This window comes from Alysiella filiformis, from assembly GCF_014054525.1.
GTDB classification, from domain to species: Bacteria; Pseudomonadota; Gammaproteobacteria; order Burkholderiales; family Neisseriaceae; genus Simonsiella; species Simonsiella filiformis.
In genome coordinates, this window is sequence record NZ_CP059564.1 from 2,017,491 (window position 1) to 2,030,799 (window position 13,309).

At 44.7% G+C, this 13,309-nt stretch carries 15 protein-coding genes; 13 read left to right on the forward strand and 2 right to left on the reverse strand.

All coding sequences use genetic code 11. From position 1 onward, the window contains the following. Window positions 1-3: 3 nt before the first annotated feature. Together H3L97_RS09930 and pseG are read left to right on the forward strand one after the other, a co-directional pair. Complete coding sequence (locus H3L97_RS09930) at window positions 4-567, forward strand: STM3941 family protein (RefSeq protein ID WP_097113440.1); 564 nt, start codon at window positions 4-6, stop codon at window positions 565-567. Continuing rightward, window positions 564-2,168: a UDP-2,4-diacetamido-2,4,6-trideoxy-beta-L-altropyranose hydrolase gene (gene pseG / locus H3L97_RS09935; protein WP_097113439.1), complete on the forward strand. Its 1,605-nt coding sequence runs from the start codon at window positions 564-566 to the stop codon at window positions 2,166-2,168. The genes H3L97_RS09930 and pseG overlap by 4 nt, the downstream gene beginning before the upstream one ends. A gap of 47 nt (window positions 2,169-2,215) precedes the next feature. Here pseG and H3L97_RS09940 read toward each other — a convergent pair whose 3' ends face one another. Continuing rightward, window positions 2,216-3,451, reverse strand: a complete 1,236-nt coding sequence (locus tag H3L97_RS09940) for a GTPase (protein WP_097113438.1) — start codon at window positions 3,449-3,451, stop codon at window positions 2,216-2,218. 181 nt (window positions 3,452-3,632) lie between these two features. On the opposite strand from H3L97_RS09940, the gene H3L97_RS09945 reads away from it, so the two are divergent. Together H3L97_RS09945 and pseI are read left to right on the forward strand one after the other, a co-directional pair. Then, window positions 3,633-3,998, forward strand: coding sequence for a helix-turn-helix domain-containing protein (locus H3L97_RS09945; RefSeq protein WP_244958350.1), 366 nt, complete (start codon window positions 3,633-3,635; stop codon window positions 3,996-3,998). Window positions 3,999-4,051: 53 nt separating this feature from the next. Further along, the gene (gene pseI, locus H3L97_RS09950; protein ID WP_097113437.1) at window positions 4,052-5,098 is read left to right on the forward strand and encodes a pseudaminic acid synthase; all 1,047 of its coding nucleotides are present in this window, start codon (window positions 4,052-4,054) and stop codon (window positions 5,096-5,098) included. A gap of 165 nt (window positions 5,099-5,263) precedes the next feature. Here the strand turns inward: pseI and H3L97_RS09955 are convergent, their stop codons facing one another. Then, window positions 5,264-5,902, reverse strand: a complete 639-nt coding sequence (locus H3L97_RS09955) for a phosphoribosylanthranilate isomerase (RefSeq protein WP_097113435.1) — start codon at window positions 5,900-5,902, stop codon at window positions 5,264-5,266. An 81-nt stretch (window positions 5,903-5,983) separates the two neighbouring features. Here H3L97_RS09955 and H3L97_RS09960 point away from each other — a divergent pair, with 81 nt between their 5' ends. From H3L97_RS09960 to H3L97_RS10000, 9 genes are all read left to right on the forward strand, one after another. Beyond that, window positions 5,984-7,192: an oligosaccharide flippase family protein gene (locus H3L97_RS09960; protein WP_097113434.1), complete on the forward strand. Its 1,209-nt coding sequence runs from the start codon at window positions 5,984-5,986 to the stop codon at window positions 7,190-7,192. 22 nt (window positions 7,193-7,214) lie between these two features. Next, on the forward strand, window positions 7,215-7,448 hold the full coding sequence (locus H3L97_RS09965; RefSeq protein WP_097113431.1) for a hypothetical protein: 234 nt from the start codon (window positions 7,215-7,217) through the stop codon (window positions 7,446-7,448). Between the two features lie 64 nt (window positions 7,449-7,512). Continuing rightward, a complete protein-coding gene (locus tag H3L97_RS09970) occupies window positions 7,513-7,863 on the forward strand; it encodes a PIN domain-containing protein (protein ID WP_224446353.1) in 351 nt (116 codons plus the stop codon). 20 nt (window positions 7,864-7,883) lie between these two features. Then, complete coding sequence (locus tag H3L97_RS09975; protein ID WP_097113429.1) at window positions 7,884-8,846, forward strand: glycosyltransferase family 52; 963 nt, start codon at window positions 7,884-7,886, stop codon at window positions 8,844-8,846. Next, window positions 8,843-9,805, forward strand: a complete 963-nt coding sequence (locus tag H3L97_RS09980) for a glycosyltransferase family 2 protein (protein ID WP_097113507.1) — start codon at window positions 8,843-8,845, stop codon at window positions 9,803-9,805. Before H3L97_RS09975 ends, H3L97_RS09980 begins: the two co-directional genes overlap by 4 nt. Window positions 9,806-9,809: 4 nt before the next feature. After that, entirely contained in the window at window positions 9,810-10,628 is an 819-nt protein-coding gene (locus tag H3L97_RS09985; protein WP_097113427.1) for a beta-1,6-N-acetylglucosaminyltransferase, read from the forward strand. Further along, window positions 10,625-11,431, forward strand: a complete 807-nt coding sequence (locus tag H3L97_RS09990; RefSeq protein ID WP_097113426.1) for a glycosyltransferase — start codon at window positions 10,625-10,627, stop codon at window positions 11,429-11,431. Before H3L97_RS09985 ends, H3L97_RS09990 begins: the two co-directional genes overlap by 4 nt. A gap of 58 nt (window positions 11,432-11,489) precedes the next feature. Further along, the gene (locus tag H3L97_RS09995; RefSeq protein ID WP_097113424.1) at window positions 11,490-12,722 is read left to right on the forward strand and encodes a sugar transferase; all 1,233 of its coding nucleotides are present in this window, start codon (window positions 11,490-11,492) and stop codon (window positions 12,720-12,722) included. Between the two features lie 98 nt (window positions 12,723-12,820). Next, the gene (locus tag H3L97_RS10000; protein WP_097113423.1) at window positions 12,821-13,279 is read left to right on the forward strand and encodes a DUF4149 domain-containing protein; all 459 of its coding nucleotides are present in this window, start codon (window positions 12,821-12,823) and stop codon (window positions 13,277-13,279) included. Window positions 13,280-13,309 lie beyond the last annotated feature (30 nt).

Below are 13,309 nucleotides of genomic sequence, written 5' to 3' on the forward strand. Positions count from 1 at the left end.
AAAATGAGTGAAACCATTTACATTTATCCTTCAAAAACCAAATTGGCTTTCTCGATATTAGGGGCGATGGCTTTTGTGCTTATTGGCGTTGTCATTATCACAGACAGTTTAAATAAAAACGATATGGAAAAGGTCATGATTGGGGTGGGAGGTAGCGCATTTTTTGCTTTGTGCAGCATAATGGGGTTCATCAAACTGTTACAGCGCAATCGCCCCATATTGGAAATCAATGCACAGGGCATCATTGACCACAGTAATACATGGGGGCTAATTCAATGGCAAGACATCGCCTTTATCAGCACCATCGCGATACAAAGGCAAAAATTCATTTGTATTGATGTGTATGATGAAAGCATTTTTTTGGCACGCACATCGGGTATCAAAAGAAAATTGATACTTTTAAATAAAAAATGGGGATTTCCACTCATTACATTCAATGTAGCAGCGGGGAATCATTCAACAGAACAAATCATGACTGAAATGAAAACGCGCTTAAATCATTTTAGAGAAACGCGATTAAATAAAGCACAAAAGCAATTAAGTTATTTTAAGAAAAAGAAAAAATGAAATTCCTTTTCCGAGCAGACGCTTCCCTAGAAATCGGGAGCGGACACATTATGCGTTGCCTGACTTTGGCAAATGCCTTGCACGAACAAGGGCATACGGCAAAATTCATCACTCGCGCCCATGTGGGGCATTTGGCAGATTTGATTGAAAAACAAGAATTTGAATGTATTTTGTTGCCTTGCCCCCAACCTAATCCTCCCTCGCAAGCAGGGGAAGGAAAACATGGGTTTTCAGGCAGCCTGAAACACGCCGCGTGGCTGGGTACAACACAAGCGCAAGATTTTGCCGATTGCCAATCCCATCTGATTGATTTTCAACCCGATTGGATTATTTGCGACCACTACGCGCTGGACGCGACATGGCAAAATCTCGCGCAAAAAATTTGCCCAGCCAAAATCGCCGTGATAGACGATTTGCACGACCGTTCACACCAAGCCGATGTTTTAATTGACCAAAATTGGGGACACCGCGCCCAAGATTATGCCGATTTGTTGCCGCCCGATTGTCGCATTTTGGCGGGTACGCGCTATGCTTTGTTGCGCCCAGAATTTGCATTTTGGCGCAACAAAATGCCTGAAATATCAGCAAAAAAAGCATTTTCAGGCAGCCTGCAAAAGGTTTTGCTGAATTTGGGCGGTGTGGACAAAGACAACATCACACCCAAAATCTTGCAAAATTTGGCAGAAAATGGCAAAAATACACTTGATTTAACCGTGGTCATGGGCGCGAGCGCACCGCATATTGCCAGCATTCATCATTTTGCCCAAAATGCGCCTTTCCCCTGCCAAGTGATTGTTAGTGCAAACAATATGGCTGAATTGATGGCGCAGTCGGATTGGGCGATTGGCGCGGCAGGCAGCACATCTTGGGAACGTTGTTGTTTGGGTTTGCCCACCATTTTACTGGTTTTGGCTGATAATCAACGCCCTATTGCCCAACAATTACAATCAGTTGGCGCAGCATTGGCATTTGATGTGGCAGAAATCGGTTCAGCAAAATGGCAAAAGGCTTTGGCGACTTTCAGCCAGCCTGAAAACCTGTCGCAAATGGCAGAAAATGCCAAAAAGCTGTGCGATGGCAAAGGCGTGGCGCGTGTCATCAATCAAATCATGAACATCACTCATCAAACCGACCACACACAAATCCGCCCCGCACAACATGATGATATGAAAATGATTTTTGACTGGCGCAACCACATCAGCATACGCCAATTCATGTTGCAACAAGATGAATTGATTTGGGAAAATCATCAAAATTGGTTTACAAAACAATTAAGCAAGCCCAATTTCAAAATGTTGATTTACACGGTCAATCAAATGCCACAAGGCTACATCAGTTTTACCCAAATTCCTGAAAAAACAGATTGTTGGGAATGGGGATTTTACACTGCGCCCGATTGTCCGCGTGGGCATGGCACACAAATGGGGCATTTGGCATTGGCATGGGCGTTTGGCGAACTGGGGGCGAGTGAAATTCTTGGGCGCGTGTTGCCGCACAATGGCGCGAGTTTGCGTTTGCATAAAAAATTGGGCTTTTTCAGGCAGCCTGAATCAAAGGGGTTCATCTCATTTGCTTTATCATCAAATGATTATTTATTTTAAAAAAAGAAAAGGCAGCCTGAAAAGCATTTTCAGGACTGCCTGTCATGTTATTTATTCAACGCTTTTTTCTGTTCATAAACGGTTTTGAACATATCCAAGAAACCCGTCATATGTGGTGGAATATCCACCTTGCCAGTTTCCATATTGTAATATGATTTCAAAACTTGAATGTAGGCTTCGCCAATGGATTTGGTAATGCCTGCCGCGACCGTACCTGAAATGGCTGCACCAGCTACAGAGCCTGCACCTGGAATAAATTTCAATAAAGAGCCAACCACAGTTCTACCAACTTGCGCCAAACCTGTTGTTCCCAAAATACCCATTAAAGTTGATGTAATTGAATTTAATTCTTTATCTACCTCAAATTCAGCATTGATTTGATAAATCATGGTGGTTTGAACGGCAGTAATCGCAAACATATCTGAAAATGGAATGGGAATTGCGCCTGCCGCACCTGCTGCTGCCGTTGCATAATTGACTTTTTGGGTTGCGCCATCAATCATGGCGCATAACTTTTTTTCATAGTCAATCATTTGTGCTTTCAATAATGCCTCGCGGTAATTATTGACATGATGTTGTGAATTGCTTTTAACTTCTGGTAAACATTGAAAAGTTTTATCCAATAAATCTTTCAAGCCCGAAGTTGGCACAGATATACCCATAACCGAATAAACACACGAATTCACACGAACATAACGGTTCTGTACAAATGCCCCCATTTTTTCGTCAATCACGTTTGTGGCTGCCTGAAAAAATGCTTCCGTATTTTCATGTTGCGTATTGGTAAACACCACAACTGTTGGAATGCGGTTATCGCGCATCAATTCCAATAATTCAATATCGCGCTCTTCCACACGCGAACTGGTTTCTTTAATGCACAACCACGCAACATGGGGCAAATTAAGTTCAGGATTGTCGGAATTTAAGGCTTCATCAATGGCAGCCTGAATGTCGGTTTTCAGTTGCCCCAAAGTGCCTTGATAATCTTTTGCTTCAATGCCTTTGGTGTCCCACAATGTTAAGCCTTTGCTGGGAATGTGGTATTTTTTCAATTCTTGCGTCATGGGTTCGCCTACGCCTGCTTTGGCAACATCATCGCCAAAAACCGCATTCAGCAAAGTGCTTTTACCCACACCAGTTGCGCCAATCAACAAAATATTCAATTTGTCTTTTTCATTCAAAGCCTTTTGTTTGGCTTTATTCGTGTCAAATTCTTGCGTTTCATAATTGACGGTGTCGCCCAAATATTTTTCATATGCTTTGCGTGGGTCATGATTGCTCATATTCATTGCTCCAATGGTTAAAATTAAACTGAAAAGGCATTTTTGAGTTAAAATAAATTCCCAAGCTGACTCTTGGATAAATAAATTATATTTATCTATTTAATTTACTGGAACAAACCAGATGTTTAATCTTATCCACTGAAAGTTTAATATGCTGAAATCACATGAAATTATCAAAAATTTGCGTTTGGAAAAAAACTGGTCGCAAAAAGATGTGGCTGAAAAACTGAATATTTCTGTGAATGGTTATTCCAAAATGGAACGCGGTAAAAGCAGCATTAACACGGAACGTTTAAATGAATTGGCTGCGATTTTTGATGTTAGTCCACATGATTTATTACCAAATGACCAAAATGGAAATTGCTTGATTATTAAAGGAAATAATAACAATAACCAACACAGCAATTTTTATCACGCCCCACAAGATATCGTTAATGAAATAGAAAAATTGCAATTAAAAATACAATACCAAGAACAACTGCTGCAACAACAAGCACGCGAATTGCAAAATATGCAAAATCTCATTGATTTATTGAAACAAAAATGATTTCAGGCAGCCTGAAACTGCTAAAATCCGCTTTTTAATTGAAAAACAGAAATATGCAAACCATACACATCAACCACCGCGCCATTGGCAACGACCATGCGCCTTACATCATCGCAGAAATGTCTGCCAACCACAACGGCAGCTTGGATAATGCCTTTAAAATCATCGCACAAGCCAAACAATGCGGTGCAGACGCGGTCAAAATCCAAACCTACACCGCCGACACCATTACGCTCAACAGCCGCGCCCCCGATTTCATGATTCAGGGTGGATTGTGGCATGGGCAATCTTTGCACGATTTGTACCAAAAAGCGCATATGCCTTGGGATTGGCATAAGCCATTGTTTGAATTTGCAAAAGAACAAGACATCACGATTTTCAGCTCGCCTTTTGATTTTTCGGCGGTGGATTTGCTGGAAAGTTTGAATGCGCCTGCTTACAAAATTGCCTCGTTTGAAGTGATTGATTTGCCATTGATTCAATATGTGGCGCAAACGGGCAAGCCGATGATTATTTCCACAGGCATGGCAGACGCAGACGAAATTGCCGAAGCGATTGACACAGCAAAATCAAATGGTTGCAAAGAATTGGTGGTTTTGCATTGCGTGAGTGGCTACCCTGCCCCTGCCCAAGATTACAACTTGCGCACCTTGCCCGATATGGCGCAACGTTTTGGCACCTTGGTGGGTTTGTCCGACCACACTTTGGACAACACCACCGCCATCGTCAGCGTGGCATTGGGCGCGTGTGTGATTGAAAAACATTTTACGCTAGACAGAAATGGCGGTGGCGCGGACGACAGTTTTTCGCTGGAACCCATTGATTTGCAAAATCTTTGTCGTGATACCAAAACGGCTTGGCAGGCTTTGGGGCAAGTGAATTACGCGCTCAAATCCAGCGAACAAGGCAATGCGCAATTTCGCCGTTCGCTGTATTTTGTTAAAGACCTGAAAGCGGGCGATGTGATTGATGAAACGTGCATTCGCAGCGTTCGCCCTGGATTTGGTTTGCCGCCCAAGTATTTTGATGATTTGATTGGCAAAACTTTAACGCGCGATGTGGCGGCAAACACGGCAACTTCGTGGGATTGTGTGCAATAATCTTTCAGGCTGTCTCACTGTACACGACAGAAATCGTTGGATTGCCTGAAACCTGTTCCCTCCCCTGCTGGCGGGGGAGGGTTAGGGTGGGGGTAGCTCATTGGGTTTCTAACCCCCACCCCAGCCCTCCCCCTTCATAGGGGGAGGGGATAGATTCGGGGCAAATCAAAAATGTGAGACAGCCTGAAAACCGCGAATTTGGCGCATAAATTGCGCCATTTTTTCATGCGATTTGATGCCAGCCGCGCTTTCCACACCGCTTGACACATCAACGGTGGTTGCGCCTGTGATTTGCAAGGCTTGGGCGACATTATCGGGGTTGAGTCCGCCCGATAAAATCCAATGCCCTTGTGGATTTTCAGGCAGCATTGTCCAATCAAAACAATGCCCTGTACCGCCATACACGCCTTCCACAAAGGCGTCAAACAGCACCGCTTTTGCCGCAGCATAATCGCGCCACGCTGCCTGAATGTCGTCCACGCTTTTCACGCGCACGGCTTTCAAATAAGGGCGTTGAAATTGTTGGCAAAATTCGGGCGTTTCATCGCCATGAAATTGCAGCACATCAATCGGCACTTGCGCCAAAATTTCGCGTATTTTTGCCGCGCTTTCGTTCACAAACAATGCCACCACACTCACAAATGGTGGTAAATGTTTTACAATTTCAATGGCTTGTTCAATATTCACGCAGCGTTTGCTGCCTGAAAAAAACACCAAACCGATTGCGTCCACACCCAACTGTGCGGCACACACGGCATCTTCCGCACGGGTAATGCCACACATTTTCACACGAATTTGATTCATCTTTCTTTACTCCAAAACCGTATTCAGACAGCCTGAAAAGCCCTAAAATGCGTATTTTGACGCATTTCAGGCAGCCTGAACATGAAAATTTTGAAAGACAGCATGATTTATTTATGTGGCGAATTGTTTGCCAAAATCATGCCATTTTTGCTCATGCCCTATCTCACGCGCAAATTGGGCGCGGCGGGTTTTGGCGAATTGTCCTACTACCAAACCCTGTTTGCGCTGGCAGCCATTGTGCTGGGTTTCAGCCAAGATGGGGCTTTAACGCGCTATTATCATTTTTACGGCAAACGCAATTTGGGCAATTTGCTGATGGCAGGCTATGCCCACACCGCATTTTTCACATTGATTTTATTGATTTTTTCTTGGATTATGCAATCATGGCTGCTGGCGATTGTGTTGCTCGCCACCGCCAGCCAAAGCATTTTGGCAAGCCAACTGGCGTGGCGACAATGCCAACAACGCGCGTGGCACTACGCCATCATTCAAATCGCAAGCGGCATATTCAGCAGCTTATTGACCGTGATTTTGCTGGAAATAAGCGACCATACACCGATTTTATGGCGATTTTTGGCGATTTTAGCCGCCAATTTAACCATTGCCCTCATCGCCTTTTATTTCACGCGCCACGACAGCCCCATTCGCTTGACGCGCCAACGTTTTCGCTTGTCGCAAGCCTATGTTTACGCCTTTGGTTTGCCGCTCATTTTGCACCACACAAGCGGTTTTGCCAAAGGGCAACTTGACCGCATCATCATTTATCAAAATTTTTCTACTTATGAATTAGGCATTTATGCAGCCGCCCTGCAATTAGCAAGCACATTGAGCATCATCTTGATGGCATTGAACAAAGCCACCGTGCCGCATTTTTACGCTGCACTCAAATCAGGCAGCCTGAATGCCGCCAAAACGCGCAAATTGGCGTGTTTCAGCCTGATTTTCGTGCCGATTCCCGCATTTTTGGCGAAAATGCTGCCTGAAACGTGGTTTTTGTGGTTTTTGGGGCAAGAATATGTGGGCGTGCAACCTTATTTGAGCTTATTTTTATTGGGATTTGCTTGCGTGCTGCCGTATTACATTTTGGTTAATTACCTGTTTTATCATGGAAAAAATAAAATCATCGCGCCCATTTCCGTGTTTTCTGCCCTTGTTTATGTGCTGGCATTGTGGGCATTGGCGCGGGGCGGTTTGACACACATTCCCTACGCCACGATAATCGGCAATTTGGCGATTTTGCCGATTTTGTACCACTTCGTTCGCGACCCCAAACCGATTCAGGCAGCCTGAAAACCTTAAAGGAAAATCATTTATGTTAGTGGAATTGAGTTTATTGCCACCCCATATCGTCCAACAAATTTTGCAAATTCAACAGGGCAGAACCGTGCAATTTACCCACAAAGGGCAAATTGTGGCAAACATCGTGCCAGCACAATCCAGCTATGAAATGCTGATGGCAATGGATTATCCTGATGAAGTGGCTGATATTGAAGAAGAAAATTTCATACGCCAAAGCAGCTTACGCATGAACGAGGGCATGGATTGATGTATTTATTGGATACCAATGTGATTTCTGAATTTCGCAAAATCAAAAAGCAAATCATGGTGTTGTGGAATGGTTGAAAAGCACACAGCCCCACCAACTTCATACCAGCATTATTGTGATGATTGAGTTGGAACGTTGGGGGCGACTCAAAACCCTACGCGACCCCGTGCAAGGTCAGCATTTGACAAAATGGTTTGAAAATGTGGTCAAGCCGAGTTTTTCGGGGCGCGTTTTGATGATTGATTGGCAGATTGCCAGCATTTGCGCGGATTTACACGTTCCCAATCCCAAACCTGAACACGATGCCTTGATTGCCGCAACCGCAATGGCACATCAGCTTATTTTGGTTACAAGAAATACGCAAGATTTTCAAAATATCCATGATTTAAACTTGCTCAATCCATTTTCTTCTTAACTTTTCAGGCAGCCTGAAAAATGAAAAACCTGTTTATTTGCCTCACCCCCCTACAAGCCCTGATTGCCCAAGCACTCATTCGGCAAAATTCACACTATCCTGCTGATTTATTGATGATTTGCTATGCCGAATCCGACAATGCCAAATTCCGCCACTATTACCACCAAACCGCCAAATTGTGCGATTTTGCCCAATTTGTGCGCGTGCCACGCAATGCTTGGGCGCGTGAAATCTCCTTATTTTCATTAAGCAAAAATTTGCAAAAACAATACCATACCATTTTTGCCGCCAGCATAGACAACCCCAATGTCCAATTTCCATTAAGCCACCTGAATTTTGTCCAATTGGAAACCTTTGACGATGGCACCGCCAATTTATACCCCAATAGCATTTTGTATCGCAATCAAAATTACGGCAAAAAAGCCAAAATAATCCGACAATTACAAGGCATACGCTACCAAACCGAAGATTTGCGCCAACTGTCGGCACAACACCACACGCTTTATCCCAATCAAAACAACATCAGCCCAAAAACCAAAACATTGAATTTATGGGACAATGTTGCCGAAAAACCCGTTTCAGGCAGCCAAAATGGACAAAATGTCCAAAAAATCGTGCTGGGGCAACCTTTGTTTGACAATCCACAGCAAAATATTGATGTATTTAAGCAAATACTGAAAATCAGCCAAGCAGCACATTATTTTCCCCACCCACGCGAAGATTATCCAATCCCCGCCCAATATATTGATACACCTTTGATTTTTGAAGATTATTTGCTGCAACAAATCCAAAATCACCCACAAACCCAATACCAAATCCACCACATTGCCAGCACCGCCGCGCTGAATGTGGTCAATTTTCCGCGCGTTCAAATTGTGGCACATCGCCCCAAGTTACCGCTTTTTCACAATCCCAATTTCCAATATCTTTATGATTTAATGGAAAAAATGAACATCACCACCCAAACGATTGAATGCCCATGAAACCCACAATCAGCCTTATCGTCCCCTGCTATAACGTGCAAGACCATGTTCAGCCAGCCCTGCAATCCATCTTGGACAACATTTCAGCCACCGACCACGCGCGTTTGCAAGTGCTGATTGTCAATGATGGTTCAACCGACCAAACACTTGAAAAAATTGAACAATTCATCGCAGAAAAATGGTACAGCACCATTCGCCACCACATCATCACACAAGAAAACGCAGGCTTATCCGCCGCCCGCAACGCTGGCATGGCACAAGCCACAGGCGATTATTGGCTGTTTTTGGACAGCGATGACATTTTCATCAATCAGGCATTGGACAAAATCATCGCCGCCATAGGCCAACACGCGCCCGACATCATTGAATTTGACGCGGTCAAATTCCGCAATCATCATTGGGAAAACAAGGGCTTGTATGCCGATTATTTTCCACAAACCGAAAATTTGCCCCTCGCAGCCCACCGTTTACGCGCGTTTGAAGAAAATCGCTGGTATGTTTGGTCGCGTTGTTATCACAAAAAGTTATTTGAAAATCAAATATTTGAATACAGTAAATTGTTTGAAGACATGATGACCGTCCCTTATTTGTATTTGGCGGCACAGCATATTTTCAGGCTGCCTGAAAACCTGATTGGCTACCGCCAGCGCGACAACAGCATTGTGGCGAGCCTGTCGCACCGTCATTTGCGCGACATTTTTTATGGCGTGGAAAAGGCGATGGCTGCCGAAACACGCTACCCCGAATTTAAAACGGAACTAACTGTTTTACAATACAAAAATTGGCGTTTAATTGTTGCCGAAAGCATCAAACGCTTTTTGAAAACGCGCGATTGGGCTTATTTGCAAGACGTACAAACTTATCGCGCCCAAATGCGACACAATTTTGGGCGCGATTATGGCTGGCAATTTGGCTATTTTGGCGGGGTATTGATGAAAAAATTGCTTAAAAAAGTTTAAAATCATGAGTCATGCTTATCTTATTTTGTGCCACGATGCGCCGCGCCATGTCATCACTTTGGCAATGCGCCACCCAAAAAATCATTATTACATTCATTTAGATGGCAAATCGCCCAGTAAACCTTTGGACATTTTGCGCGGCTACAAAAATATCCACATATTGAACAATCGGATAGCGGTAAATTGGGGTGGATTCAGCATGATTTTGGCAACGCTGAATTTGTTTCAGGCAGCCTTGTCGCAGCCTGAAAACCGTTATTTTCATTTGATGAGCGGTCATTGTGTGCCTTTGGTATCGCCCGATTTTTTAACTGAACAATTCCAAAAATGGGGCGACAACACTTTGTTTTTACAATGCAAAAATACGCCCAATTTGCGTTATCGCACGCGCTTTAATGCGCCCCATGCCGATACGCTTTGGCAACGCCATTTAATCGGTAAAGCATTGACAAAATTGATGAAATGGGCAGACAAACTGTTGCCCAGTTCGCAAAATTGTTTTTCGGGTAGCCAATGGTTTTCTGCCGACCGCATGGCTTTGCAAACTTTGTTTGGCGAAAGTTTGGGCGATGTGGCGGCATATTTTGAAAAAAAATTGGTGCCAGATGAGCATTTTTTTCAATACATCGTGCAAAATTTGCCTGAAAAATTCAATCTCATCAATGACAATCACCGTTTTGTGCGTTTTCAAAACCACGCCAATCACCCTGATTTTTTGTCGCTGGACGAATTGTGGGCGGCACAACGTGAAGGGGCGTGGTTTGCGCGAAAAGTGTCGCCTGAAAACATGGCGCGTTTTTTGGAATATGAGCCTGATTTATGAAATTTTCTGTATTGATGTCGCTTTATCATGCTGAAAAGCCTGAATTTTTGCGTGAATGTTTGAACAGCCTGCAAGCGCAAACGCGGCTTGCCGATGAAATGGTGGTGGTGTTTGATGGCGAAATTCCGCCTGAATTGGTGGCGGTGGTCAGCGATTTTCAGGCTGCCTTAAACATCAAAATCGTGCGGCTGCCCGAAAATGTGGGTTTGGGTAAGGCTTTGAATTTTGGCATAAATCATTGTTCTCACGAACACATTTTCCGCATGGACAGCGATGACATCGCCCTGCCCCAACGTTTTGAACAACAATGCGCTTTTTGGCAACAGCACCCCAAAGTGGCTTTTTTTGGTACGCAAATCGCGGAATTTGATGTGCTGCCTGAACAGCCGCACGCCACGCGCATGGTGCCGCAAAATCACGCGCAAATTGTTGAATTTGCGAAAAAACGCAATCCGTTTAACCACATGAGCATGGCTTATCGCAAATCGGCGGTGTTGGCGGTGGGTGCTTATCAACATCATGTTTTTATGGAAGATTACAATTTGTGGTTGCGTATGTTGGCGCACGGTTTTCAGGCAGCCAATTTGCCCGAAACGCTGATTTTGGCACGAACGGGCAATGCCATGTTGCAAAGGCGGCGCGGCTGGCAATATGTGTGCAGCGAATGGCAGTTGTGCTGCCTGAAACGGCATTTGCGTATTCAAAATGGTTTATCTGCGCTATACTGTTTCGTTTTGCGAAGTGTGCCGCGCCTGCTGCCACACGCTTGGCTCAAATGGCTTTATTCATTGATTAGAAAATAAGAACCTGTATTCACAATCTTAATCGCTTGCTTTTACCGTTTTTCAGGCTGCCTGAAACATGAAACCGACCCCTTCCCTGCTTTTTCGTTTATTAAATGGCATTTTGCTCACGCTCATCATCGTTTTTTTGTATTTGTGCGTGAAAGACATACACCCCTTCAATCCCAAAGTGATTAACAGCGCGTTAATCAGCCTAACCGCCTACGCGCTCACCGCTGTGTCCATCAATAAATTGCTCTATTTCCCTGGTAAACAAAGCTGGCTGCACATTTTGCCTGCGGTGGGCATTGGATACAGCAGCGTATTTGCCGTTAATGCACTGGTTTTTATCACTTTTTCCAACAGCTTTGTGCTGGCGCATGGTTTGTTGGCAACGGTATTTTTTGTGGGCGATTTTGTCCGCCGCAACCGCCACACACCGCGCATGGCATACATTCCGCTCGGTCGCGCCAGCCAAGCCGACCAACTGCCCCACGCCGAATGGGTGCGTCTGCCCACCGCCATGTTGCCCCACCAAAACATTCAAGCGGTGGTTGCCGATTTGCACAGCAGCGATTTAACCCCCACTTGGCAAAAATTTTTGGCAGATTGCACCTTGCGCGGCATACCCGTTTACAACATTCGCCAAATAGAAGAATCACTTACAGGGCGCGTCAAAATCCGCCACATGTATGAAAACGATTTGGGTTCGTTGTTGCCGCCTGCCGCCTACATGATAATCAAGCGTTTTTTGGACATTGTGGTCGTGTTGTTGATGTTGCCCTTTGCTCTGCCCATCATGTTTTTAACCGCCATCGTGGTGTTTGCCGACAGTCGCGGCAAAGTGCTGTTCACACAAAATCGCGTGGGGCAAGGCGGACGCGAATTTCGCATTTACAAATTTCGCAGCATGTATGCCAATTCCGAAGCAAACGGAGCGCAATTGGCGCAAATTGGCGACCAACGCATCACGCGCGTGGGACAATTTATCCGCAAAACGCGATTGGACGAATTACCCCAATTTTTCAATATCTTAAAAGGCGACATGAGCTTAATTGGTCCACGCCCCGAACAAAAAGTGTTTGTGGAAAAATTTGAACAAAGCATACCGTTTTACAATTACCGCCACATCGTCAAGCCAGGGCTTTCAGGCTGGGCGCAAGTTACCCACGGCTATGCCAGCAACACCGATGAAACCCAAATCAAAATTGAACACGATTTTTACTACATCAAACATTTTTCGTTTTCGCTGGATTTGCTCATCGCATTCAAAACCATTCGGATTATTTTAACGGGATTTGGGGCGCGATAAATGGCGATTTCAGGCTGCCTGAAACACAAAAAAGCTGCCTGCCCCCCCAATTTTGGTTAAAATAACGCCTGTTTTTTTCATTTGAACAAGGAAAATTTATGAAACGCCTGACCGCCCTACTCATCAGCCTGTGGCTGGGTATGCAAATTGGCTTTGGCTATGTGGTTGCCCCCATTTTATTTAATGTTTTGGAAAATCAATCGGCTGGCAAAATTGCGGGAATGCTGTTTCACGTTTCCAATGGTTTGGGTTTGCTGGCATGGGCATTGGCGTTTTTGGTGTGCCGCAGCACAGGCGGCTACCACAGTTGGGACAACCACTCATCGGGTGGACACACCCGCAAATGGATAGCCCTGCTGATTGCATTATTGGCAATCAATGAATTTGTGTTCGCGCCCATTATTGCCGCATTAAAAGCAGGCGACACCCACATTTTGGTAACATGGCTGGGCGGCAGCTTTGGCAAATGGCACGGCATATCCAGCGTGTTGCATTTGGTGGAAGGCTTGATTGGTTTTGGCTTGTGCATCAAATTGTTGCGTTTGGAAACACGATAACGTGGCACACAAAAAAGGCTGCCTGAAAAC